Here is a 24,186-nt window from a genome sequence, read left to right as displayed (position 1 = left end):
CGCCTTAACCTGCCTCATCTGGTGCCGGGGCGGCAGATCATGGATAAGCTTCAACCGGGGTCCACACCCGCCCATGCCCGATGTACTTGCCTAATCCGGTATACGTGACGCGCGTCGCTGTGACGGTCGACACAATAATTTGTGTTTGTCCGTGCAGGTCTTAGACACTGTGACCAATTACCGATACACCCGCGATGATGCAGGAGAAGTATGTTTTCGAAGATTCTGGTGGCCAATCGCGGCGAAATCGCGATCCGTGCCTTCCGCGCCGGCTACGAACTCGGTGCCAAGACTGTAGCCGTCTTCCCGAACGAGGACCGCAACTCCATCCACCGGCAGAAGGCCGACGAGGCGTATCTGATCGGTGAAGAGGGCCACCCCGTCCGGGCCTACCTCGACGTCGACGAAGTGGTGCGCGTGGCCAAGGAATCCGGGGCTGACGCCATCTACCCTGGCTACGGCTTCCTCTCCGAAAACCCGCGGCTGGCGCGGGCCGCGGCCGCGGCCGGCATCACCTTTGTGGGGCCGCCCGCCGAGGTGCTGGAACTTGCCGGCAACAAGGTCGCCGCCCTCGAGGCGGCCCGCAAAGCCGGCGTCCCGGTCCTGAAGTCCAGCCAGCCCTCCAAGGACATGGACGAGCTCATCGCGGCCGCCGACGAGATCGGCTTCCCCATCTTCGCCAAGGCCGTCGCCGGCGGCGGCGGACGCGGCATGCGCCGCGTCGACACCCGCGACGCCCTCCCCGAAGCGCTGCAGGCCGCCATGCGCGAAGCCGACGCGGCGTTCGGCGACCCGACCATGTTCCTGGAGCAGGCTGTGCTGCGCCCTCGCCACATCGAGGTCCAGATCCTGGCCGATGCGGAGGGCAACGTTATGCACCTCTTCGAGCGCGACTGCTCCATCCAGCGCCGCCACCAGAAGGTCATCGAGATCGCCCCGGCGCCGAACCTCGACGAAGGCATCCGGCAGGCGCTCTACCGCGACGCCGTAAAGTTCGCCAAGGCGCTGAACTACGTCAACGCCGGCACCGTGGAATTCCTCGTCGACACCGTGGGGGAGCGGGCAGGCCAGCACGTCTTCATCGAAATGAACCCGCGGATCCAGGTCGAGCACACCGTCACCGAGGAAGTCACCGACGTCGACCTCGTCCAGGCGCAGCTGCGCATCGCCGCGGGCGAGACCCTCGCGGACCTGGGCCTCTCCCAGGAGACGGTCCAGCTCAAGGGGGCGGCCCTGCAGTGCCGCATCACCACGGAGGACCCGGCCAACGGCTTCCGGCCCGACGTCGGCAAGATCACCGGCTACCGTTCGGCCGGCGGCGCCGGCGTCCGGCTCGACGGCGGCACCGTCTACTCGGGCGCCGAGATCAGCCCGCACTTCGACTCGATGCTGGTCAAGCTGACCTGCCGAGGCCGCGAATACCCGGCCGCCGTGGCCCGGGCCCGCCGTGCCCTCGCCGAGTTCCGCATCCGCGGTGTCTCCACCAACATCTCGTTCCTGCAGGCCGTCCTGGACGACGCCGACTTCATCGCCGGCAACGTGGCCACCTCCTTCATCGACGAACGCCCCGAACTGCTCAAGGCCCGGGTCTCCGCGGACCGTGGCACCAAGCTGCTGACCTGGCTCGCCGAAGTCACCGTGAACAAGCCCAACGGCGAGCTCACGGTCCACAGCGATCCCGCCGCGAAGCTCCCGGCCCTGGACGACGCCGCTGCCCGGCAGGGCTCGCGCCAGCGCCTGCTGGAGCTGGGCCCGGAAGGCTTCGCGAAGGCCCTGCGCGCCCAGACTGCCGTCGCCGTCACGGACACCACGTTCCGCGACGCCCACCAGTCCCTGCTCGCCACGCGGGTCCGCACCCGTGACCTCGTGGCGGCCGGCCCGGCCGTGTCCAAGCTCCTCCCGGAGCTGCTTTCCGTCGAGGCCTGGGGCGGCGCCACCTATGACGTCGCCCTGCGCTTCCTCGGCGAGGATCCCTGGGACCGGCTCGCGGCCCTGCGCAAGGCGCTGCCGAACGTCTGCCTGCAGATGCTGCTTCGCGGCCGCAACACGGTCGGCTACACGCCGTACCCGGAAGAGGTCACGGTGGCCTTCGTCAACGAGGCCGCCGCCACCGGCATCGATATCTTCCGCATCTTTGATGCGCTCAACGACGTCAACCAGATGGCCCCGGCCATCCGCGCCGTCCGCGAGACCGGCACGGCCGTCGCGGAGGTCGCCCTGTGCTACACCGCCGACATGCTGGATCCGGATGAGACGCTCTACACCCTGGACTACTACCTGGAGCTGGCCCAGAAGATCGTCGACGCCGGCGCGCACATCCTGGCGATCAAGGACATGGCGGGGCTCCTGCGCCCCGCCGCCGCTGCGCGCCTCGTGACGGCCCTGCGCGAACGCTTCGACCTCCCGGTCCACCTGCACACGCACGACACCGCCGGCGGCCAGCTGGCCACGCTGCTGGCAGCGGTCGACGCCGGAGTGGACGCCGTGGACGTGGCCTCCGCCTCGCTCGCCGGCACCACCAGCCAACCCTCAGCCTCCGCGCTGGTGGCAGCCCTGGCCCACACGCCCCGCGACACCGGGCTGAGCCTGGCGAACGTGTGCGCCCTGGAACCATATTGGGAGGCCGTCCGCCGCGTCTACGCACCGTTCGAATCCGGTCTTCCCGGCCCCACCGGGCGGGTCTACCAGCACGAAATCCCCGGCGGCCAGCTCTCCAACCTGCGCCAGCAGGCGATCGCGCTGGGCCTCGGGGAGCGGTTCGAGGCCATCGAGGACATGTACACCGCGGCCGACCGGATCCTCGGCCGACTCGTGAAGGTCACGCCGTCCTCCAAGGTGGTCGGAGACCTGGCCCTGCACCTCGTGGGACTCAACGCCGACCCGGCGGACTTCAACGAGAACCCGCAGAAATACGACATCCCGGATTCCGTGATCGGCTTCCTCTCCGGTGAACTGGGCGATCCTCCCGGAGGCTGGCCGGAGCCGTTCCGCACCAAGGCGCTGCAGGGCCGCACCGTCAAGGTCCGCGACGTCGAGCTCAGCGCCGAGGACAGCGCTGCCCTGGCATCCGATTCCAGGACCGTGCGGCAGACCCTCAACCGGCTGCTCTTCGCCGGTCCCACCAAGGACTACCAGAAGAGTGTGGAGTCCTACGGCAACCTCTCGGTGCTGGACACCCGCGACTACCTCTTCGGGCTGCAGCGCGGCGCCGAGCACGAGATCGAGCTGGAGAAGGGAGTCCGCCTCATCGCCTCGCTCGAAGCGGTCTCGGAACCGGACGAGAAGGGCATGCGCACCGTGATGTGCACGCTCAACGGACAGTCCCGCCCGGTCGTGGTCCGTGACCGTTCCGTGGTCAGCAACGTCAAGGCCGCCGAACGCGCCGACACCTCCCAGCCCGGCCAGGTGGCAGCCCCGTTCGCCGGCGCCGTCACCCTGACCGTCAAGGCCGGTGAAGCGGTCAAGGCCGGCGACACCGTCGCCACCATCGAGGCCATGAAGATGGAAGCGTCCATTACGACGCCGGTCGCCGGCACGGTCTCACGCCTCGCCGTCGGCGCGATCGAACAGGTCCAGGGCGGAGACCTGCTCCTGGTCGTCGAATAGCCGCCACGGACTCCGGCGCACCGCCGCCGCGCGACAACAAAAGAGGGTCCTTCCGGCCGAGAGGCTGGAAGGACCCTCCTTCGTTGGTGGTGTTGCTGCCTACACCTGGGTGGGACGCGGGGTGCCGTACATGTCCTCGATGACGTTCTCGAAGTCCTTCATCACCTGGGCGCGCTTGACCTTCATCGACGGCGTGAGGTGCCCGGAGGCCTCCGTGAAGTCCGCCGGGACGATCCGGAAGGACTTGATGGCCTCGGCCTGGGACACCGACTGGTTGGCGCCGTTGATGAGTTCCTGCACCGCGGCCTTGACTACCGGGTTGTCGGTGGCCTCGGCAAGGGTCGTCGAGGCGGGCAGCCCGTGGCGGTGCAGCCAGCCGGGCAGGGCCTCCTCGTCGAGGGTGACCAGCGCGCCGATGAAGGGGCGGTTGTCGCCTACCACCAGCACCTGGGAGACCAAGGCGTCGGCACGGATCTGGTCCTCCAGGAGGGCCGGCACGACGTTCTTGCCGCTGGCCGTGACGATGATTTCCTTCTTGCGCCCGGTGATGGTCAGGAAGCCCTGCTCATCGAGCCGTCCGATGTCGCCGGTCCGGAACCAGCCATCGACAAAGGAGTCGCCGGAGAGGTCTTCGCGCTTGTAGTACCCGCGCATGACGCAGACGCCCCTGGCGAGGATCTCGCCGTCGTCGGCGATCTTCACGGCGTTGCCGGGAATCGGGGCGCCGACGGAGCCGATCTTGATCAGGTCCGGCGTGTTCACGGTGACGGGGGCCGTGGTCTCGGTCAGCCCGTAGCCCTCCAGGATCTGCATGCCGATGCCCTGGAAGAAGTGCCCCAGCCGCTCGCCCAGCGGGCCGCCGCCGGAGACGGCGTGGGCCACCTCGCCGCCCATGGCCGCGCGGAGCTTGCTGTAGACGAGCTTGTCGAAGAGGGTGTGCTTGAGCTTGAGGCCCAGGCCGATCTTGCCGGCCTGGCGGGCACGGGAGAACTCGATGGCAGTGTCCGCGGCGCGGTGGAAGATGGCGCCCTTGCCACCGTCCTCTGCCTTGGTCAGCGCCGAGTTGTAGACCTTTTCGAAGACCCGCGGGACCGCGAGGATGAAGGTCGGCTTGTAGCTCTGCAGGTCCGGCAGGAGGTTCTTGATGTCCGGGGTGTGGGCCACGGTGACGCCGGCGGCGACCGCAAGCACCGAGATGAAGCGTGCGAATACGTGGGCCAGGGGCAGGAACATGATGGTCCGGGCCTGCTCGTGGACGATCTTGTTCAGCGAGGTCGCCAGCGCGTTCTCGGAGAGTTCCACGAAGTTGCCGTGGGTCAGTTCGCAGCCCTTGGGCCGTCCTGTGGTGCCCGAGGTGTAGATGATGGTGGCGAGGTCCTCGAGCGAGGCCAGGCTGCGCCGCGCCTCCAGCTCCTCGTTACTGACCGTCGCACCGGCGGCGCGGACCTCGTCAAGGCCGGCTCCTTCGAGCTGCCAGACGTGGGCCAGGGCGGTCAGGCCCTCTGAGGTGGCGGCCTGCCGGATGACGCTCTCATGGTGGGCGGACTCGCCGAAGGCGGCGACGGCGCCGGAATCGCCCAGGTTCCAGGCGACCTGGGAGGGGGAGGAGGTCTCGTAGATCGGCACGGAGACGGCGCCGGCGAACCAGATGGCGAAGTCGATGAGGGCCCACTCGTACCGCGTGCGGGACATGATGCCTACCCTGTCACCGGCGCCCACGCCGCTGGCCATCAGGCCTTTGGCGAGCAGGGAAACATCGGCCAGGAAATCTGTGGCCCGGATGTCCTGCCATTGTCCGGCCGCGTCAAGGCGGGAGAACAGGGCCGGGTTGGAAGCCTTCGCGGCCTGGCGCAGGACCAGATCGGTGACGTTCGTTTCCGGGGGGACGTTGACCAGGGGCGGGACACTGATTTCTCGCACGTTAGCTCCTTTGATATCCATGGACCCGCGAGGGGTACGACTAACACTAGTATGCGGTCGGAAGCATGTGTGTTCCACCACACCTACTGGTGAGTAACCTTTCGGTTTGGTAACTCTCGGGCCCGTCCGGGGCGGTGCTTCGGCCTGTCACCGGCCGCTCCGGCGAATAGGATAAGGAACCATGCACACACCTTCATCCGGACAGCAGCCCGGCCCGTACCGCAGGACGGCCGCCTGGCGGCGCAGGACGCTGGCGGGCGCAGCGGCCGGACCGGCCGGCCATAGTTTCCGTGAGCACCTGCGGCTGGGCCGCAAAGGCCTTGCGATCGGCGTGGATATTGGCGGCACCAAGGTGGCGGCCGGTGTGGTCGACGCGGAGGGCAGGATCCTCTCCCAGGCCAAGCGGTCCACTCCCGGCAACGATCCCCGCGCGGTGGAACAGGTCATTGTTGAGCTGGTCGAGGAGCTGGGCGAAGGCCACCGGATCTGGTCGGTCGGGATTGGCGCGGCCGGCTGGATGGACCTCGACGGCGGGACCGTGCTGTTCAGCCCCCACCTTGCGTGGCGCAACGAGCCCCTCCGGGACAACCTGCAGCGGCTGCTCCGCCGGCCCGTGCTGCTTACCAACGACGCCGATGCGGCCGGCTGGGCGGAGTGGCGCTTCGGCGCCGGGCAGGGACAAAACCGCCTGGTCTGCATCACCCTCGGCACCGGGATCGGCGGTGCCATGGTGATGGACGGCCGGCTGGAACGCGGGCGCTTCGGCGTGGCCGGGGAGTTCGGCCATCAAATCATCATGCCCGGCGGCCACCGGTGCGAGTGCGGCAACCGGGGCTGCTGGGAGCAGTACGCTTCCGGCAACGCGCTGGGCCGGGAGGCGCGGGAACTGGCCGCCGCCAACTCCCCGGTGGCCCAGGAACTGCTCAAAGCGGTGGACGGCCACGTGGAGCGCATCACCGGAGTGATTGTCACCGAACTGGCCAAGGCCGGAGACGCGACCTCCCGGGAGCTGCTGGAGGATGTCGGGGAGTGGCTCGGACTGGGCCTGGCCAACCTCGCCGCCGCGCTGGATCCGGGCAAGTTCGTCATTGGCGGAGGGCTCTGCGACGCCGGCGAGCTGCTGGTGGGCCCGGCCCGGAAGGCCTTCGCCCGGAACCTCACCGGCCGCGGCTTCCGGCCGGCGGCGGAAATCGAGCTGGCGGCCCTGGGCCCGAACGCGGGCCTCATCGGTGCGGCGGACCTGTCCCGGGTCAGCAGCCGCATGCACAGCTAGCCGGACACGGACCGGCCGGCACCGGCACCGGTGCGGTCGCAGGACGCCCGGCCGGGCCTGTCAGATGCGTGCGCCGTCGTCGTGTTCATCCTTTTCGCCGGGCAGCTTCATGATCAGGAAAACCACCGACGCCGCGAAGGCGGCCACCATTCCGATGATGGCCATCAGCGGGGCGGAGCGCCAGAACATTGCGGAGATCAGGAGCGCCACGGGGCCACCCACGGCGCCCAGCCAGGCCAAGACGGTCAGCGGATCGGTGCCGGCGAGGCTCGGCGGCTCCTCCGGCACAAAGTCGCCCGGTCCCAGCGGGTCGTCCTCCGCGCCCTCATAGTCCCGCGGCCCCGGGGCGGCCTCAGCACTATCGGCGCCGGCAGAGGTGCCCCCGCCGGCCCGGCTTTGCGCCTGCCGCTCCTCGGCGGACAACTCAACCGGCGCCCCGACGGAAAGGCCCAGCGGGTCGAAGTCGCTGAAGGGCCGCGGCGCCACTGAGCCCCCGGCGTCCGCACCGGCGGCGGCGCTGGTGACGGGTGCCTCCGGGCTCTCCGCATCGTCGGTGACTTCCCGGCCGTCCGGCGTCCCGGGGCCGGCATCGGTGTCCCTGCCTTCCAGCCTCGCGACCAGGTCCCGCCAGACGGCGTCGTCCTGGTTGGCGCTGGAATCCGGAGAATTGGGGTCCGGTCTAGTCATTTGCCGTGTCCTTTTGGCTAGCGTGGGCGGCGTCCGGGCCGCCTCCCGCACCCAGCGACCGGATGAATTCGGCCGTGCCGCGGAAGATCTCGGGTGCGTCGTTGTCCATCGTAGCCACGTGGTAGCTGTTTTCCAGCCGGATCACCTCCAGCGGGGCGTGGGTCAGTCCCCGGCGCAGGGCCACCATGCTGGAGTCGGAGACCACATGGTCCACGGCGGAACGGTAGACCCGGACCGGGGCGGTGATGCGGGGGAGCAGCCGGACGGTGTCCTTAAACATCCTGTTCAGTTCGTGCGCCGCCGCGACCGGTGTCCGGGGGTAGGCCCCCTCGTCGATGCCCGCCTTGAGGATGTCGTTGGCGATCGCCGGGGTGCTCTTGAGCACGAATTTCAGGATGCCCGCCAGCGGTGCCCGGGGATCGTCAATGACAAGGCCGGGGTTGACCAGCACCGCCCCCGCGACCGGACGCGTGGCCGCAATCCGCAGCGCCAGCGCACCGCCCATCGACAGCCCGGCTACCACCACCTGCTCACATTCCTCGGCGAGCTCCAGGTAGGCGGCGTCGAGCGACGCGTGCCAGTCCTGCCAGCGTGTCCGGGCCAATTCCTGCCAGCTGGTGCCATGCCCGGGCAGCAGCGGCATCCGCACCGCGAAGCCGGCGTCGGCCAGTGACCTGGCCCAGTCCCTGACGCCGTGCGGGCTGCCGGTGAAACCATGCGACACCACAACGCCGGTGGGGGTGCCGGTTCCGGTGAACGGGCTGCCGAACGGTGTGTGGTCCAGGGGGATGGTCATGGGTTCTCCGGGGTGCTGGTGGCGGGCTGGTCAGTTAACCCCGCGGTCGGCGGCGCGGCGGCCGCGTGGCGCAGGAAGAATTGGACGGACTGCTCGAAGATCAGGGCGGCGTCGACGTCGAGCGTGGCAACATGACCGCTGGCCGGCAAAGTGACCACCTCCAGCTCCCGCGATCCCAGTCCCTGCCGCAGCAGCTCGATTGAGGAGGGCGGAACCACGATGTCGGTCGCGGACTTGAACACGAGCGCCGGAGCGGCGACGGCGGGCAGTTCGCGCCGCGCCGACCTGAAGAGCCTGCTGAGCTGGTGGACCGCCTCCAGCGGGGTGAGCGAGTAGTCGCCGTCCTCGGTGGCGGACGCCGTCGGATTCGGTTCCTGGACCGGAACGGTGGTGCGCTGGATGTGCTTCAGCAGGCCGATGTAGCGCACCCGGCGGTCGTAGAAGCTCAGTCCCGGGTTGACGACGGCGACCCCGGTGACGTGGTGGCGCGCCGCGGTGCGCAGGGCGATGGTCCCGCCCATGGAGAGCCCGGCCACGTAGCAGTGCCGGGTTCCGGCGGCGAGTTCCAGATAGGCGTCCTCAAAGGCCCGGTACCAGTCCTGCCAGCCGTGGCGGGCCAGGTCGCGCCAGTCCGTGCCGTGGCCCGGCAGCAGCGGGACGGAGACCGCGAATCCCTGCCGGGCCAGATGTTCCGCCCAGGGAAGGACGCTCAGGGGGCTGCCGGTGAAGCCGTGGCAGATGGCCACGCCGATGCCCGCGTTGGCGCCGTGGCCGGGATATCTGAACGCTGCGGGCGCCAGGGGCGTGCTACTTCCGGTCATGAGCCCATCGTGTCACTGTTCCGGACAAAACTCACTAGAGTAGGGTGTCATTGAAGTGCTGGCCGGGTCCCATGGAGGGCCGGCCAGACGCCTTCCGGAGAGGTTCACCACGTGTTTTATTGGTTCATGAAGACGTTTGTTCTCGGACCGGTCCTGAAGACGCTTTTCAGGCCCTGGGTCAAGGGCCTGGACAACGTCCCCGCCGAGGGCGCAGCCATTCTGGCCTCCAACCATCTCTCCTTTTCCGACTCCATCTTCATGCCGCTGATGGTGCCCCGTCCCGTTGTCTTCCTCGCCAAATCGGAGTACTTCACCGGCAAGGGGATCAAAGGCAGGCTGACGGCCACCTTCTTCCGGCTGACCAACCAGTTGCCGATGGACCGCTCCGGCGGTGCGGCGTCCGCGCTCTCGCTGAATGCCGGCATGGACGTGCTGAAGAACGGCTCGCTCCTGGGCATCTACCCCGAGGGAACCCGCAGCCCTGACTCCCGGCTGTACCGCGGCAAGGTGGGGGTGGCGCGGCTGGCCCTGCAGGCCCGCGTCCCGGTGATCCCGGTCGCGATGATCGGCACGGACAAGGTCCAGCCCATCGGCAAGCGGATGCCCAACATCCGGCGCATCGGGATGATCTTCGGCGAGCCCCTGGACTTCAGCCGCTACTACGGCATGGAGGATGACCGGCTGATCCAGCGGTCCGTGACCGATGAGATCATGTATGAACTCATGCGGCTCTCCGGCCAGGAATACGTCGATGAGTATGCCGCCGTCGTCAAGCTCCGGCTCGCCGGGAAAGCCACCGAGGTGCCGGAGGACGGCGCCGCGGGCGCGGGACCGGCAGCGCCTGGGACTGCGTGACCGGAGCGTGTGACGGGACCCGGGCAGTCAATGACGGCCCGGGTCCGACGATCGCCACGGAGGCAACTATCCTTAGAGGGTGACTGAGCTATCTGCGCCTTCGGCCTTCCCCCTGAACAGTTCCCTGAGCGGCTCGCCCGTGGCGGGCTCCGCCCTGACCAGCACCGCCCAGAGCGGTGCCGCCAACTATCCCGGCCTGGACCACTGGCGGGAACTGCCGGCCTCCCAGCAGCCCAGCTGGTCCGACAAGGCCGTCTTCGAAACCTCCGTCAAGGAACTGTCCGTCCTCCCGCCGCTTGTCTTCGCGGGCGAAGTGGACATCCTGCGCGAACGCCTCGCCGCGGCGGCGCAGGGCAAAGCGTTCCTGCTCCAGGGCGGCGACTGCGCGGAAACCTTCGAGGCCGCCACGGCGGACAAGATCAGCGCCCGCGTCCGCACCATCCTGCAGATGGCAGTGGTCCTTACCTACGGCGCCGCCATGCCGGTCATCAAGATGGGGCGGATGGCCGGGCAGTTCGCCAAGCCGCGCTCCTCCAACGATGAGACCCGGGAAGGCGTCACGCTGCCGGCCTACCGCGGCGACATCGTCAACGGCTACGACTTCACGCCGGAGTCCCGTGCCCACGACGCCAGCCGGATGCTGAAGGCTTACCACACCTCCGCCTCCACCCTGAACCTGATCCGTGCGTTCACCCAGGGCGGCTTCGCTGACCTCCGGCTGGTGCACCAGTGGAACAAGGGCTTCACCGAGAACCCCGCCCACGCACGCTACGAGTCGCTGGCCCGGGATATCGACCGTGCCATCAAGTTCATGTCTTCCTGCGGCGCTGACTTCGAGGCCCTCAAGCGCGTGGAGTTCTACGCCAGCCACGAAGCCCTGCTGCTCGACTACGAGCGTGCCCTGACCCGCATCGACTCCCGCACCGGTTTCCCGTACGACACCTCCGCGCACTTCCTCTGGATCGGTGAGCGCACCCGCGAGCTGGACCACGCCCACGTCGACTTCCTCTCGCGGGTCCGCAACCCGATCGGGGTGAAGCTGGGGCCAGGCACCAGCGGCGACGACGCCCTGCGCCTGATCGACAAGCTGGACCCGGACCGCGAACCCGGCCGCCTGACCTTTATCACCCGGATGGGTGCCGGCAACATCCGCGAGAAGCTGCCCCCGATCGTGGAGCGGGTCACCGCGTCCGGCGCCCAGGTCCTCTGGGTCACCGATCCGATGCACGGCAACACGGTTACCTCGCCGAACGGCTACAAGACCCGCAACTTCGACGACGTCATTGATGAGGTCCGCGGCTTCTTCGAGGTCCACCACGCGCTCGGCACGGTCCCCGGCGGGCTGCACGTCGAAATGACCGGCGACGACGTGGCCGAGTGCCTCGGCGGGGCCGATCCGGTGGACCAGGAGTCCTTCCTGGACCGCTACGAATCAGTCTGCGATCCCCGCCTGAACCACATGCAGTCCCTCGAGATGGCTTTCCTGGTGGCCGGGGCCCTGGCCAAGCGTTAAGGCACCCGTCCAGCGGGTCCGCCCGCCCAGCAAAAAGCTCCGCCCCGGCCGAACCAGCCGGGGCGGAGCTGTTTATCCGGGGGCAGCCGGATCATCCGTTCCCAGACCAGCGGGTGAATTCAGGCCAGGCGGTCAGACCACGGTCAGGGTGACCAGGGAGCCTTCCGGAACCTTCTTGTTGACGGGGTCCTGGTCCCGGACCGTGCCGAAGAACCCGCCGAGGATCTCGTTCACCCGGACGTCGAAGCCCAGCTCCCGGAGGGCGGCCTCGGCCTCGTCGACCTGATCGCCGATGAAGCTCGGAACGTCAACGAGCCTGGGCCCCTTGGAAACGGTCAGGGTGATGGTGCCGCCCCGGGTGAGGTTTCCGGAGGCCGGGTCCTGCGCCACCACGGCGCCCTTGGGCACGCTGCGGTCAAAGACGGTTTCCGGCGAGATGACGGCCTTCAGGCCGGCGGCTTCGATGGCCGCGACCGCGTCCCCCTGTTCCTGGCCCCGCACGTCCGGCACCGGAATGGGCTGCGGGCCCTTGGACACCGTGAGGTCCACCGGGGTGCCGTGTCGGACCGGATTGCCGCTGCGCGGTGCCTGCGCCAGAACGGTGCCTGCGGGCGCGGATTCGTCATAGGTTTCAGCGATCTGCCCGAGGGCCATCCCCGCGCCGTTGAGGGCGGTCTTGGCCTCGTCGAGGGACCCCCCGACCAGGTCCGGCAGGGGGAACAGCTCGGGGCCCCTGGAGACCGCGAGGGACACCGGCTGGAACTTCCGGATGACTTCCCCGGCTGCCGGAACAGAACCGACCACCAGCCCGGGGGCGACGTCGTCGTCGAAGACGTCCTTGGTCGTGGACTGGAAACCGGCCGTGCGGAGCAGTTGCTGGGCCTCCGCCACCGTCTTGTTCGCGAGCTGCGGAACCGTGCCGGGGGAGCCCGGACCCATGCCGAAGAACCAGCCGGCCCCGCCGGCCAGCAGAGCCGCGATGACCAGGACAAGAATCCAGAGCAGCCCGCGGCGCCGGGGGTTCCCCTCGCGCAGGGTCCGGACCGGCGTGGCCGCGGCACGCAGGCGCGCCTTCTCCTCGTCACGGTCGAGTTTGCGCTGCGCCCGCTTGCTGGCCGGAACTGCGGAATCGTTTCCGTCGTCGTAGTCGTCGTTGTTGTCGTAGGGCACGTCGTCGGGGGCGGACAGCGGGCCGTAGCCGGGGTGGCGCGGGGCCGCGGACATCACGGTGGTCGGGTTGCTGCCGCGGGCGATGAACTCCGTGGGCTGCTGGCGTCCACCGATGACTTCGGTGGCGCCGCTGCCGTCGCGGGGCTCCGGGGAGCCGCCGGGGCGCCGGGCCGGCGGGCTGGGCGTGGGCGGCACGGCCGGTACGGCCGGACGCGCCGCAGGGGGCTGCAGGTCGAGTTCTGCGTCGCTGAGGTTCCTCCGGATGTGGCGGAGTTCGGAGAGCAGGGCGCTTCCGTCGACGGGGCGCTTGTCGGGGTCGTTGGCGGTGCACCACTGCACGAGTTCGTCAATTTCAGCGGCGAGTCCCGGCACGAGCTCGGAGGGGGCGCCGACAGCAGAGTTGACGTGCTGGTAGGCGACCTGGATCGGAACCTCGCCGTCGAATGGCTGCCGGCCGGTGATCATCTCGTACAGCATGATCCCGACCGAGTAGATGTCACTGCGCGCGTCGGCCTGCCGGCCCAGTACGAGTTCGGGGGAGAGGTACGCCACGGTGCCGATCAGCGCGCCGGTGCTGGTCGACGTCGAAATGGCGCGCGCCAGCCCGAAGTCGCCGAGCTTGATCCGCCCGTCGTCGGCGATCAGAACGTTCTCGGGTTTGATGTCCCGGTGGATGAGGCCCGCTTCATGGGCCGCCCCCAGGCCCTCGACGACGGGGTCGATCAACGCCAGGGCAAGGCGCGGAGGAAGCGCGCCCTTGTCCTTGAGGACGTCGCGCAGGGTGTGGCCTTTGATGTACTCCATCACCAGGTAGGCCACCCGGTCATCCTCGCCCTGGTCCAGGACTCCCACCACGTGCGGGTGCGACAGCCGCGCGGCGGCCTTGGCCTCGCGGCCCAGCCGGTCGAGGAACTGCGGGTCGCCGGTCATGTGGGGGTGCAGCACCTTCAGGGCCACATCCCGCTCCAGCCGGCGGTCGGTGGCCACGTACACAGTGGACATCCCGCCGCTGGCGAGCCTGGACTGAATCAGGTACCGGCCATCCACCAGGGTGCCAACGAGAGGGTCCGACGAGTAATCCTGCACTATACGATCCTAATCGCTGCACGGAAACGGGCCCGAATCAACATGCGATCCGGGCCCGTATCGTTATCAGTCGCGGCTTGGCCGGGGCGGCTGACGCCGCGGCCAAGGCTGCTCTGGACTTCTAGCCGAAGTTCTTCTGGTGTGCCTTGATGGACTCCACGTAGCGCTTGGTGTCGTCATACATGCCGTACTTGCTGACCGAGTACTGGCCCTGGTAGTAACCCGCGATGGCGGAGTCCTGATCCGGGCTGGTGCGGAGCAGCTGGCGGATGATCGCGACGCCGGCCGTGGCGTTGTCGTAGGGGTCCAGCAGGTTCAGCTGGCGGCCCACGAGGTCCGAAGCCCACTCACCCGAGGAGGGGATGACCTGCATGGTACCGATCGCGTTGGCCGGGGAGACCGAGCGGTGGTCGAAGCTGGATTCCTGGAACGCGAAGGCCAGGGCCAGTGACGGGTCGACGCCCATGCGCCGGGCGGTGTCCGCGACGATGGTCTTCATCTGTTCGCGGCTGGGCACCGGCGAGGCGTTCAGCAGGGCCTTGTTCTGGTTGGCGGAGCTGACGACGGCGGCCGGGTACGTGTAGCCGAGGAAGGTGCTCGGGACGAGCGGCGTGACCGTGGCAGCGGGAGGAGTTGACGCCGGTGCGATGCCCGCACCCGGGAGGGCCAGCTTCTGGCCGGGGTAGATGATGCTGCTCGTCGTCAGGCGGTTGGCGGACAGGATGTCGGCGAGCTTGACGCCGTTCCTTGCGGCGATGCCGGAGAGGGTGTCGCCGGACTTGATGGTGTAGGAACCTGACGCGGGGGCCGGCGCCACCGGGGCAGGTGCCGGGGTCGCGGCCGGCGCTACCGGGGCGGGGGCCGCCGGGGTCGGTGCAGGTGCCGCGGCGCCGCCGATCTTGATCTGCTGGCCGGGGTAGATGATGGAGCCCAGGTTGAGCCCGTTCCAGCCGAAGACCTCGGAGAGCTTGACGCCGTGGCGGGCCGCGATGGCACCCAGGGTGTCGCCTGACTTTACGGTGTAGAAGCTGCCGGCAGCGGCGGCGGGAGCCGCGGGCTCCGGCGCTGTGGCCGGGCCGCCGAGTTTGATCTTCTGGCCGGGGTAGATGATCGTGTTCGCCTGCAGCCCGTTCACTTCCAGGATGGCGTTCGTGTCCAGGCCAAACTTGCCGGCGATTCCGCTGATAGTGTCACCGCGGGCGATCGTGTACTCCTCGGGGGCGGAAACCTGGGCGGGCCGGAACGCGGACGGCACGGCCGCCGGGACGGAACTGGCAGGAATCAGCGCGGAACCCAGCGACCGGGCGGTCTGTGCCTGGGCCTGTGCCTGCATGGCCGCAGCAAGGGTGGCCGGGATGGCGCGGGTGCGGGACTCGGCCGCGGCCGGCTGGGCGATCGCCAGAGAAGAAAGGACGACGGCGGGAAGGGCCGCCGTCGTGGCCGCAATCATCGGCAGGCTGGGCCGCGCAGTGGGCTTTGGCGAACGTGTCGTCGTCATGGGAAAGGTCCTCTTCTCAGCGGCGAACGCTGCGGGTGTGGCCGACAATACTGGTGTTACCAGTGTGACTCAAGTTATTGCAGTTACAAATGTGATCCATGTGAATCTCTCATAATTTGGGAATTAGCACAAGAAGTGTTTGACATTCCGCAACGGGGGTCTGCGGAGTGTCGTTCAGGGGGCCGCGGCGCGGACGGAATCGGCGCCAGGGGCGGTTGGCGTCAAACGGGGCGGCTTCGACTAGGCGCAGAGCCTGCCGGCATGGCAATCTTGATCCGTGAGTAATGTAGAAAGCCTTGTGGGCGAATGGCTGCCCCTGCCCGATGTCGCACAGCTTCTGAACGTTTCGATTACCAAGGTTCATGCGCTTCTTGACGAACGTGCGCTGGCGGCACTGAGGGTCGGGGAACGGCGTATCCGCTGCGTTCCTGCGGATTTCATCCAGGACGGTCATGCGGTTGAAAGCCTCAAGGGCACGATCGTGGTCCTCGCGGACGCTGGCTATTCCGACGAGGAACTCATTACCTGGTTGTTTACCCCGGACGATTCCCTGCGCGGCCGTCCGATCGACGCACTCCGGGAGGGGCGCAAAACGGAAATCCGGCGCCGGGCGCAGTCCCTGGCCTGGTAGCCGCAAACAACGCCCCCATCCTGAATCAATGCAGGCCCTGCCCCTCAGTCGTGAGGTGCAGGGCCTGCATTGTTGTTGCCGCCGGGTTCCGGTGCGCCGGGAGCTGCGGTTCAGGCCGCGCGGCTGACCGTGGCCTCGGCCAGCTTCCGGAGCGCCGTCTTGGGCAGTTCCTCCAACGGCAGGAGATCCAGCGCAGCGAACGCTGCGCGTCCAAATTCCTCGATCAGGACTTCCGTGGCCTGGAGCGCGCCGCAGTCCGCGATGATGCGGCGGATTTCGTCCACGTCGGCGTCGCCCAGCCCGGGGCTGCCCAGCTTTGCGTCGATGAACGCGGACTCGGCGGGGCTGGCCAGGTCCAGGGCAAAGGCGATTAGGACGGTCCGTTTGCCTTCACGGAGATCGTCTCCCGCCGGTTTGCCGGTGGTAACAGGATCACCGAAGACTCCCAGGACGTCGTCGCGGAGCTGGAAGGCCTCGCCCAATGGAAGGGCGAATGCCGAGTAGCCACGCAGCAGCTCGTCGTGGGCGCCGGCCAGGGCGCCGCCCAAAGCCAGCGGATGTTCAGTGGAGTACTTGGCCGACTTGAATCGGATGATGGACTGGGCGCGGCTGACGGCTCCGGCCCGGTCCCGACGGGGACCCGCCACTTCCTCGAGGATGTCGAGGTACTGGCCCGCCATGACCTCGGCGCGCATCAGGTTGAAGATCAGCCGTGCCCGGCTCCCGGAGGCTGCGCTCTGCCCGATCTCGGTAAAGGATTCCTCGCTGAAGGACAGGCACAGATCGCCGGTCAGGATGGCGGCCGCGTGCCCGAACCGTTCGCTGTCCAGTGCCCAACCCTGCGTCTCGTGCAGTTCGCTGAAGCGCCGGTGCACGCTGGGGCCGCCCCTGCGGGTGTCAGAGCGGTCGATGATGTCGTCGTGGATCAGGGCGGCGGCCTGGAACAGCTCCAGCGCGGAGCCTGCTGTCACGATCTCGTTGGCTCCCGCCCCGCCGCCCGCGCCCCGCCAGCCCCAGTAGCACATCAGCGCCCGGAGGCGTTTGCCGCCGGTGACGAGGTTCGAGATGGACCCCATCAGTGGATCGATGTCCGGGGAGATCGAGGACATCACCGCCTGGCGGGTGGCCAGGAAATCGGTGAGCTTCCCGGCGACTGCGGCAACATAGGCAGCTTGTTCCAGGCGCAACTGCTCCGCGAGGGTCACTTGACGGACTCGGCGGCGACGTTCGCACCGATGGTGAAGGTGGAGACGCCGGCGGTTTCCAGCACGGAAATGTTGACCGTCTCGGTGTCACCGCGGAGGAAGTCCTTGGACGGCACGGCTCCCACAGTTTCACCCGGAACGGCCTTGAAGCCCTGGGCCTCCAGTTCCTTCGTGTAGAAGGCCAGCACGTCGGCCGACGGCGCAGAGATGCTGCCGACGAGTGCCACCGTAGCGGGTTCCGTGGTCTTGTCGAAGCTGCTGGAGACGACCTTCGCTCCGGGCATCACCGGCAGGAGCGTTTCCGGGAACCCGGGAACCATCGCGCCGACAGTGGCCGAGGTGCCGGGTTCGGCGGAGGGGCTGGCCGGTGCCGTCGTGGTGGGCCCGGCCGGGGACGGCGCAGCCGAGGCGGACGAGGAGCCCGAGGAAGTGGTCCCGGGGTTGGCGGGTGTGCAGGCGGCCAGGGCCATCAGCGTGCCCGCCGCCAAGACGGCTACCGCAGCGCGGTTGCGCTGTCCTAATACCTTCACAGGGACTTTCCTCCTGGTGTTGACGCCGGATTCAGCCTCCAGTTTAGTCAGTCCCGGGGCATAGGATTGAAGTTGTGGGGCCGGACCAGGATAAACAGCAGCGGGAGCAGTCTCCCCAGGGCGCAGCCAGTCGGCCCACCGAAGCGCAACTGCGGGAGCTCCGGCGGAGCAGCATCATGCACGTGGACATGGACGCGTTCTTTGTTTCCGTGGAACTGCGCAGCCGTCCGGAGCTCGTGGGCAAGCCTGTCATCGTGGGCTACCCCGCCGACCGGTCGGTCGTGCTGTCCGCCTCGTACGAGGCCCGGAAATTTGGCGTTAAGTCCGCCATGCCGATGGTGGTGGCCATGCGGATGTGTCCCTCTGCCGTCGTTATCGAGCCCCGGCACAAGCTCTACTACGAGGTCTCCGGCCAGATTATGGAGATCTTCGGGTCGATTACCGAACTGGTGGAGCCGCTCAGCGTGGACGAGGCCTTCCTTGACGTCGGGGGAGCGATCCGGCGGCTGGGCCCGCCCCGCGAGATCGGCGAACTCATCCGCACCCGGGTCCGCAGCGAACTGGGCATTACCGCGTCCGTGGGGATAGCCGCCAGCAAGTTCGTGGCGAAGATTGCCTCGACCCGGTGCAAGCCGAACGGGCTGCTGCTCATCGGGCCGGAGGAGACCGTCCCGTACCTGCACAGCCTTCCGGTCAGTGCCCTCTGGGGCGTCGGTGCCAAAACGGTGGAGGTGCTGTCCCGGATGGGCATCCGGACCGTCGCGGACGTCGCGGCGTCCCCGCTCCCGTCCCTGCGGAAGGTGCTCGGCGCTTCCGGAGAACACGTCTACCGGCTGTCGTGGGGCATCGACCCCCGCCCGGTGACCCCCGTCCGGCTCGAGAAGAGCATCGGCGCGGAAGAGACCTTTGCGGTGGACACAGCCGACGAGGCACTGCTGCACCGGGAACTGCTGCGCCTGTCGCACCGGACGGCGGAGCGGCTCCGCAGTGCCGGCATGCACGCCCGCACCGTGGCCCTGAAGCTGCGCTACGCGGACTTCTCCACGATCACCCGCAGCCGCACGGTCAGCACCCCGATCGACAGCGCCCAGCTGCTCTACGCCGTCGCCGTCCAGCTCCTGGAGTCGGTCGGTGACCGCCCCATGACCGTGCGGCTTGTGGGCATCCGGGCCGAACAGCTCGAAGAAGCCGCGCAGGCGCCCCTGCAGCTAAGCCTTGACCGCCGGGACGACAACTGGCGCGCCGCGGAACAGGTCCTGGACCAGGTGACCCGGAAATTTGGCACAAAATCAGTGCTGCCGGCCAGGCTCTTGGACCCCGGAAGCAACTCGGGCTGATCCACGGGAGGTCAATCAGCCACTTCTTGAAGTCAAGGGGACGTTTGGCATCTTTCAGAACAGGGCGCAACAAACTATCCTTATTAATACGTAAGTTTGGAACGACTGGATCGAGCGTTCGGACTAATGCAGGACCAGCTGAACACCCGGGAACGGGCCGTGAAGAAACCCAATCGACCAATGGCGGCGAATGGGAACCACACGGGAATCCCGCACGTTGTGGGTTTAGGGACACTGGCCGCGTCAGTCTGGACGTTGGCCGACTTAAGGAGGTCGTGATGCCGCTCTCGGAGCACGAACAGAAGTTGCTGGAGCAACTTGAGAAGCAGCTGCATGAGGACGATCCAAAGTTCGCCAGCTCGATGGGCTCGGACGCGGGACGTTCATGGTCAACCCGCCATCTGGTGATCGGCGTCCTGGCCACCCTGGCCGGCGTCGTGCTCCTGCTATTTGGCGTGACGATCCAAAACATCTTCGTCGGAGTCCTGGGCTTCGTCGTCATGGGTGCCGGGGTCTACTACGCCACCATGCGCGGTGCGGCTGCCGGCAAGGCGAAGGCCGCGGACACGGCCCGGAAGTCCGGGAAGCCGAGGAGTTCGTTCATGAGCAATCTTGAGGAACGCTGGGACGAAAGGCACCGCGGGGAACCCTAAGGTCCGTCCGGTTCGCCGGACCTCCCCGTCGATCTCCACTTTCCACCACAGGGGAATCCCAGGTGGCATCAAAGGCCCGCTCCGGCGGGTCTTTTTTCGTTAAATGGTGTCCAGGGCCGCGATGTGCGACGGATGCCGGGCTGCAGCAGCCCCGCCGGACCTTGCGGGGTCGTCCGTGGCCCCACACCGGAGGACGGAGCGCCACGGTCCTGCAGATTCCCTCCACTGCGCCCCACCGGCCCCAATTTCCGGCCATAACAGGGATATGGGGGCCGTCGATCCCACAAATTGAGGCCAAATCGTTCGGCGTGTCGTTGACTGTGGAGGGATGTGGAGTAATGTGGAGGACGTAAGAGGGTAGTGGCAGCACAGGGGACGTTGGGCTTCCTACGAACAGACAGGCGGTGGGCCGTGTTTCTCGGCACACATTCGCCGCGTCTGGACGAAAAAGGCCGAATCATCCTCCCCGCGAAGTTCCGTGAGGAGCTTGCCGGCGGACTGGTTCTCACAAGGGGCCAGGAACGCTGCATCTACGTCTTCAGTGAGGCGGAATTCGGCCGGGTTCACGAGCAGATGCGGGAGGCGCCAATCTCCAGCAAGCAGGCTCGTGACTACATCCGTGTTTTTCTCTCTGGAGCCTCCGACGAGGTACCTGACAAGCAGGGGCGCGTGACGATTCCGCCGGCGCTCCGGGAGTACGCAGGGCTCGGCAGGGAACTCGCCGTAATTGGTGCAGGCACCCGCGCGGAGATCTGGGACGCCCAGGCATGGAACGAGTACCTCGCAGAAAAGGAAACGGCCTTCTCGGAGACCGACGATGCAATACCGGGGATTCTCTGAAGCCCCACAGGAACCAGGCAGCCAAGCAGCACTGCACGATTCTTGACCGAGATCTCCAGCCGCCCATCCGGCTGTTTTCCTGGCTCACTTCCCCGGAGCCAGGCAGACGCAGGATAGGCGCGGATGGGGATCTGGATTAAGAAGCGGCGCACACACCAAACAACCGCACTCCAGGAATCAGCCGGACCACGAAAGGACGCAGGCATGACGGACCCTGACCAGTCGAAGCCCACGTCCGAACGTCATGTACCGGTCCTCAAGGACCGGTGCATCAATTTGTTGGCACCCGGATTCGAGGCGGCGCGCAGCCGCGGCGAGACCCCCGTGGTCATTGACGCCACCCTGGGCATGGGCGGACATTCCGAGGCCATGCTGCAGCGCTTCCCGGATCTGCACCTGATCGGCATCGACCGTGACGAGGAGGCCCTCGCCCTCGCGGGGGAGCGCCTCCAGCCCTTCGCCGACCGGATCGACCTGGTGCACGCGGTGTATGACGAAATCCCCGACATCCTCGAGGACCTCGGCTTCGCGGAGGTCCACGGGGTCCTGATGGACCTCGGGGTCTCCTCGCTCCAGCTGGACGAACGGGAACGTGGTTTCGCCTACTCCTTCGACGCCCCGCTGGACATGCGCATGGACACGAGCCGCGGCCAGACCGCCGCCGACGTCGTCAACAACTACAGCGAAGAGGACCTGGTCCGGATCATCCGGAAATGGGGCGAGGAGAAGTTCGCCGGCCGCATCGCCAACCGGATCGTCACCGCCCGCGCCGGGAAGCCCTTCACGACTACAGGTGAGCTCGTTGAACAAATCCGTGATGTGGTCCCCGCCGGCGCCGCAAAATCGGGTGGACATCCGGCGAAGCGTACCTTCCAGGCGCTCCGGATCGAGGTTAACGAAGAACTCGATGTCCTGGAACGCGCCATCCCTGCGGCCATCAACGCCATCGCAGTCGGCGGCCGCGTCGTCGTCATGTCGTACCACTCGCTGGAAGACAAGATCGTCAAGGGCTTCTTCCAGGCAGGATCCAAATCATCCGCACCGCTCGGCTTCCCCGTGGAACTCGAAGAGCACAAGGCCGAGCTGAAAACCTTGACGAAGGGCACCGAAGTGCCCACCGCCGCTGAAATCGCCGAGAACCCACGCGCCGCTTCCGCCAGGCTCCGCGCCGTGGAACGCATCAAAGCCAGGAGGGCCGCATGAGCACTGCCGCTGTCAACAGATTCCCCGTTGCCACCGACGCGACAGCCCGCGCCCTGCCCGGGATCACTCCCGGCACCGGCCCCTCCCGGAAAGCGCGCACCCCGCTCTCCCTGGTCCGGTCAACCCCGCAGAAGCGGCGTGCCCCGTTCGTGGTCCTCTGCTTTGGCCTCCTTGCCATAGCGCTGATGGCGGTACTGGTCCTCAACATCTCCGTTTCCACCGCGCAGTACCAGCTGGTACAGCTGCGGAGCGAGCAGTCCACGCTGACGAAACAGAACCAGGACCTCACCCAGCAGGTGCAGAACTTCGACGCCCCGCAGAACCTGGCCGCCAAAGCCACGGAGCTGGGCATGGTGGCTTCGACCGGCAAGGGCCAGATCGACCTTTCCACCCTGACCGTCACGGGCAAAGCCAAGCCTGCGGTCAAGGGCGACGCCCCCGGCGCCGTCATTGCGGCCCCGGCCGTGGCAGGACAACTCAGCGTCGTTCCGCCCGCCACCGTCAAGGAGCCGCTCGCGAACCGCAAACCCGCGGCCGCTGCCGAGGCCGCCGCGCCGGCTGCCGCTGAACCGGCCGCCAGGGCTGTACCGGCCCCGCCGGCCGCTGCCGCCCCGGCTGTTCCGGCAGTCGAACTCCACGGCGGCTCCGTTCCCGCCCCCGCGCAAAAGGTCCCGGGACAGTAACGCAGGACGGACCACCAGCCAGGCAAATAGCAAGGAAACATCGTGGCGCAGAACACCGGCAAGGCACGCAAGGCGAAAGCGCCGAGCGCGACAAGGCGGTTGCGGCTGGGCCTCGGCGTCATGCTGACGCTCCTGCTCGTCGTCGGCGGAAAACTCTTCCTGGTCCAGGGCCTCGACGTCGGCGGCATGGCCGAGGCCGCCCTCCAGAACAGGCTCACCCCCATTGAACTGCCCGCCGAACGCGGCAGCATCCTGGATACCAACGGCACCGTCCTGGCCAGCAGCGTGATCCGCTACAACCTCGTCGTCGATCAGACCGTCAACACCAAGACCGAGTCATTCCGCCGGCTGGAGCCGGTGGACGGCAAGGAAGAGCTCGTCAAGGTCACCCGGGACCAGGGCATCAGCGAACTCGCAACGGTGCTGGGAATGGACAAGGACACCGTCAAGGACGCACTGACGGGGGACCAGCGCTACTACATCGTGGCCAAGGACCTGAAGCCCGACGTCGAGGACCGCATCTCCAAGCTCCAGATCCCCGGCATCGTCACCGAAGGCACCAGCAAGCGGGTGTACCCCAACGGCTCGGTGGCCGGCGGGATCGTGGGCTTCCTGAAGGACGGCACCACCGGCCAGGCCGGCCTCGAGCAGACCCAGGACGAGATCCTCAGGGGAACCGCGGGCAAGCGGCTCTTCGAAATCGGCGCAGACGGGCTGCGCATCCCGGTCGGAGTCGACCAGCTGACCCCGGCGGTCAACGGCAAGGACATCAGGCTCACGCTGAACTCGGACCTCCAGTATTTCGCCCAGCAGGCAATCCAGAGCCAGCGGGACAAGCTCAGCGCCGAGTGGGGCGTCGTCATCGTCCAGGACATCAAGACCGGCGACATCATCGCCATGGCGGACACCAACTCCCCGGACCCCAACGATCCGGGCAAGGTCGATGCCCAGGACCGCGGCGTCCGTGCCGTCACCGCGGCGTACGAGCCCGGATCGGTGCAAAAGATGATCACGGCCGCCGCGCTGATCGAGGAAGGCAAATCGTTCCCGCTGGACAAGTTCACCATCCCGTCGTCGTACACCGTGGACGGGCAGACGTTCAGCGATTCCTTCGCGCACGGCACCGAGGAGCGGACCCTGGCCGGCATCCTGGGCTGGTCGATGAATACCGGCACCGTCATGGCCGGCCAGCGGCTCAGCAAGGAGCAACGCTACGACTGGCTGAAGAAGTTCGGCATCGGCGAGGCGCCGGACGTTGGACTGCCCGCTGAAGCCACGGGCATCCTGACCCCCCACGAGCAATGGGACGGGCGCCAGGAGTACACCGTGCTGTTCGGCCAAGGCGTCTCGCAGTCCACGCTGCAGACTGTCCGGGCGTTCCAAAGCATCGGCAACAACGGGGTGATGCTCCAGCCCCGGCTGATCGACAGCTACATCAACCCCGACGGCACCGAGGAAAAAGTGCCGGCCCAGGCTTCCCGGCAAATAGTCACCCCGGACACCGCCCGGCAGGTGCGGGACATCCTCGAGAGCGCCGTCACCGAGGGACAGATCAAGGAAGCCGGCCTGGACGGCTACCGGGTCGGGGCGAAGACCGGAACCTCCCAGTCCCCGTGCGACGACGGCACCGCCGGCTTCTGCGGCTTCACGGCGTCGATGGTGGGGATGGCGCCAATGGACGATCCGCGGTTTATTGTTGAAGTGGTCCTGCAACGGCCCAAAGGCGATATCTACGGCATCTCAAACGGTCCGGTTTTCCGGTCCGTGATGAGCCAGGCGCTGCGGACGTACAACGTCCCGCCGTCCACCGGCGAACCCGTCCGGCTGCCGCAGTACGTCAAGTAGCACCGCGCGGGAACCAGCACCACGCACGTCCACC

19 protein-coding genes are annotated in these 24,186 nt (G+C 67.7%); 11 read left to right on the top strand and 8 right to left on the bottom strand.

The genetic code is table 11. The features are described from left to right. Positions 1-210: 210 nt before the first annotated feature. The gene (locus tag AC50YC_RS17295; protein ID WP_494954531.1) at positions 211-3,606 is read left to right on the top strand and encodes a pyruvate carboxylase; all 3,396 of its coding nucleotides are present in this window, start codon (positions 211-213) and stop codon (positions 3,604-3,606) included. 99 nt (positions 3,607-3,705) lie between these two features. Here AC50YC_RS17295 and AC50YC_RS17290 read toward each other — a convergent pair whose 3' ends face one another. After that, the gene (locus tag AC50YC_RS17290; RefSeq protein ID WP_494954530.1) at positions 3,706-5,526 is read right to left on the bottom strand and encodes an AMP-dependent synthetase/ligase; all 1,821 of its coding nucleotides are present in this window, start codon (positions 5,524-5,526) and stop codon (positions 3,706-3,708) included. A gap of 181 nt (positions 5,527-5,707) precedes the next feature. Between AC50YC_RS17290 and AC50YC_RS17285 the strand changes: the two genes are divergently transcribed. Beyond that, a complete protein-coding gene (locus AC50YC_RS17285; RefSeq protein ID WP_494954529.1) occupies positions 5,708-6,799 on the top strand; it encodes an ROK family glucokinase in 1,092 nt (363 codons plus the stop codon). A 60-nt stretch (positions 6,800-6,859) separates the two neighbouring features. Here AC50YC_RS17285 and AC50YC_RS17280 read toward each other — a convergent pair whose 3' ends face one another. Genes AC50YC_RS17280 through AC50YC_RS17270 form a run of 3 tightly spaced genes read right to left on the bottom strand, consistent with a single transcriptional unit; the run spans position 6,860 to position 9,103 of the window. Further along, positions 6,860-7,486: a hypothetical protein gene (locus tag AC50YC_RS17280; RefSeq protein WP_494954528.1), complete on the bottom strand. Its 627-nt coding sequence runs from the start codon at positions 7,484-7,486 to the stop codon at positions 6,860-6,862. Continuing rightward, complete coding sequence (locus tag AC50YC_RS17275; protein WP_494954527.1) at positions 7,479-8,282, bottom strand: alpha/beta hydrolase; 804 nt, start codon at positions 8,280-8,282, stop codon at positions 7,479-7,481. The genes AC50YC_RS17280 and AC50YC_RS17275 overlap by 8 nt, the downstream gene beginning before the upstream one ends. Next, on the bottom strand, positions 8,279-9,103 hold the full coding sequence (locus tag AC50YC_RS17270; RefSeq protein ID WP_494954526.1) for an alpha/beta hydrolase: 825 nt from the start codon (positions 9,101-9,103) through the stop codon (positions 8,279-8,281). Before AC50YC_RS17270 ends, AC50YC_RS17275 begins: the two co-directional genes overlap by 4 nt. Positions 9,104-9,214: 111 nt before the next feature. On the opposite strand from AC50YC_RS17270, the gene AC50YC_RS17265 reads away from it, so the two are divergent. Both AC50YC_RS17265 and AC50YC_RS17260 read left to right on the top strand, forming a co-directional pair. Beyond that, a complete protein-coding gene (locus AC50YC_RS17265; RefSeq protein ID WP_494954525.1) occupies positions 9,215-9,958 on the top strand; it encodes a lysophospholipid acyltransferase family protein in 744 nt (247 codons plus the stop codon). Positions 9,959-10,037: 79 nt separating this feature from the next. Then, positions 10,038-11,471 (top strand): class II 3-deoxy-7-phosphoheptulonate synthase, encoded by a 1,434-nt coding sequence (locus AC50YC_RS17260; RefSeq protein ID WP_494954524.1) that lies wholly within the window; start codon positions 10,038-10,040, stop codon positions 11,469-11,471. A gap of 132 nt (positions 11,472-11,603) precedes the next feature. On the opposite strand, the gene AC50YC_RS17255 is transcribed toward AC50YC_RS17260, so the two are convergent. Together AC50YC_RS17255 and AC50YC_RS17250 are read right to left on the bottom strand one after the other, a co-directional pair. After that, positions 11,604-13,727: a Stk1 family PASTA domain-containing Ser/Thr kinase gene (locus tag AC50YC_RS17255; protein WP_494954523.1), complete on the bottom strand. Its 2,124-nt coding sequence runs from the start codon at positions 13,725-13,727 to the stop codon at positions 11,604-11,606. A gap of 121 nt (positions 13,728-13,848) precedes the next feature. After that, complete coding sequence (locus tag AC50YC_RS17250) at positions 13,849-15,225, bottom strand: lytic transglycosylase (protein ID WP_494954522.1); 1,377 nt, start codon at positions 15,223-15,225, stop codon at positions 13,849-13,851. Positions 15,226-15,502: 277 nt separating this feature from the next. On the opposite strand from AC50YC_RS17250, the gene AC50YC_RS17245 reads away from it, so the two are divergent. Continuing rightward, positions 15,503-15,856, top strand: a complete 354-nt coding sequence (locus AC50YC_RS17245; RefSeq protein WP_494954521.1) for an Rv2175c family DNA-binding protein — start codon at positions 15,503-15,505, stop codon at positions 15,854-15,856. A gap of 110 nt (positions 15,857-15,966) precedes the next feature. Here the strand turns inward: AC50YC_RS17245 and AC50YC_RS17240 are convergent, their stop codons facing one another. Then, entirely contained in the window at positions 15,967-17,061 is a 1,095-nt protein-coding gene (locus tag AC50YC_RS17240; protein WP_494954520.1) for a polyprenyl synthetase family protein, read from the bottom strand. Next, positions 17,058-17,591 carry a hypothetical protein gene (locus tag AC50YC_RS17235; protein WP_494954519.1) on the bottom strand — a complete coding sequence of 178 codons (534 nt, stop codon included), beginning with the start codon at positions 17,589-17,591 and terminating at the stop codon, positions 17,058-17,060. The genes AC50YC_RS17240 and AC50YC_RS17235 overlap by 4 nt, the downstream gene beginning before the upstream one ends. A gap of 74 nt (positions 17,592-17,665) precedes the next feature. Here AC50YC_RS17235 and dinB point away from each other — a divergent pair, with 74 nt between their 5' ends. From dinB to AC50YC_RS17205, 6 genes are all read left to right on the top strand, one after another. Continuing rightward, a complete protein-coding gene (gene dinB, locus AC50YC_RS17230; protein WP_494954518.1) occupies positions 17,666-18,928 on the top strand; it encodes a DNA polymerase IV in 1,263 nt (420 codons plus the stop codon). Positions 18,929-19,206: 278 nt separating this feature from the next. Next, positions 19,207-19,581: an SCO2097 family morphological protein gene (locus AC50YC_RS17225; protein WP_494954517.1), complete on the top strand. Its 375-nt coding sequence runs from the start codon at positions 19,207-19,209 to the stop codon at positions 19,579-19,581. A 411-nt stretch (positions 19,582-19,992) separates the two neighbouring features. Then, positions 19,993-20,421: a division/cell wall cluster transcriptional repressor MraZ gene (mraZ, locus tag AC50YC_RS17220; RefSeq protein WP_160666519.1), complete on the top strand. Its 429-nt coding sequence runs from the start codon at positions 19,993-19,995 to the stop codon at positions 20,419-20,421. 204 nt (positions 20,422-20,625) lie between these two features. Next, a complete protein-coding gene (gene rsmH, locus AC50YC_RS17215) occupies positions 20,626-21,624 on the top strand; it encodes a 16S rRNA (cytosine(1402)-N(4))-methyltransferase RsmH (protein ID WP_494954516.1) in 999 nt (332 codons plus the stop codon). Further along, on the top strand, positions 21,621-22,307 hold the full coding sequence (gene ftsL / locus AC50YC_RS17210; RefSeq protein ID WP_494954515.1) for a cell division protein FtsL: 687 nt from the start codon (positions 21,621-21,623) through the stop codon (positions 22,305-22,307). The genes rsmH and ftsL overlap by 4 nt, the downstream gene beginning before the upstream one ends. A 42-nt stretch (positions 22,308-22,349) precedes the next feature. Beyond that, positions 22,350-24,152: a peptidoglycan D,D-transpeptidase FtsI family protein gene (locus AC50YC_RS17205; protein WP_494954514.1), complete on the top strand. Its 1,803-nt coding sequence runs from the start codon at positions 22,350-22,352 to the stop codon at positions 24,150-24,152. Positions 24,153-24,186 lie beyond the last annotated feature (34 nt).

This window comes from Pseudarthrobacter sp. MDT1-56 (genome assembly GCF_059383555.1).
The sequence above is the reverse complement of the archived record's forward strand: the minus strand, read 5'-3'. Positions and strand labels throughout refer to the sequence as shown.

What these genes read in the sequence shown, in the direction of transcription:
- AC50YC_RS17285 (WP_494954529.1), top strand. Translation starts at nt 5,708, where the DNA reads ATGCACACACCTTCATCCGGACAGCAGCCCGGCCCGTACCGCAGGACG.
- AC50YC_RS17280 (WP_494954528.1), bottom strand. Translation starts at nt 7,486, where the DNA reads ATGACTAGACCGGACCCCAATTCTCCGGATTCCAGCGCCAACCAGGAC.
- AC50YC_RS17250 (WP_494954522.1), bottom strand. Translation starts at nt 15,225, where the DNA reads ATGACGACGACACGTTCGCCAAAGCCCACTGCGCGGCCCAGCCTGCCG.
- AC50YC_RS17295 (WP_494954531.1), top strand. Translation starts at nt 211, where the DNA reads ATGTTTTCGAAGATTCTGGTGGCCAATCGCGGCGAAATCGCGATCCGT.
- AC50YC_RS17270 (WP_494954526.1), bottom strand. Translation starts at nt 9,103, where the DNA reads ATGACCGGAAGTAGCACGCCCCTGGCGCCCGCAGCGTTCAGATATCCC.
- ftsL (WP_494954515.1), top strand. Translation starts at nt 21,621, where the DNA reads ATGAGCACTGCCGCTGTCAACAGATTCCCCGTTGCCACCGACGCGACA.
- AC50YC_RS17225 (WP_494954517.1), top strand. Translation starts at nt 19,207, where the DNA reads ATGCCGCTCTCGGAGCACGAACAGAAGTTGCTGGAGCAACTTGAGAAG.
- rsmH (WP_494954516.1), top strand. Translation starts at nt 20,626, where the DNA reads ATGACGGACCCTGACCAGTCGAAGCCCACGTCCGAACGTCATGTACCG.
- AC50YC_RS17275 (WP_494954527.1), bottom strand. Translation starts at nt 8,282, where the DNA reads ATGACCATCCCCCTGGACCACACACCGTTCGGCAGCCCGTTCACCGGA.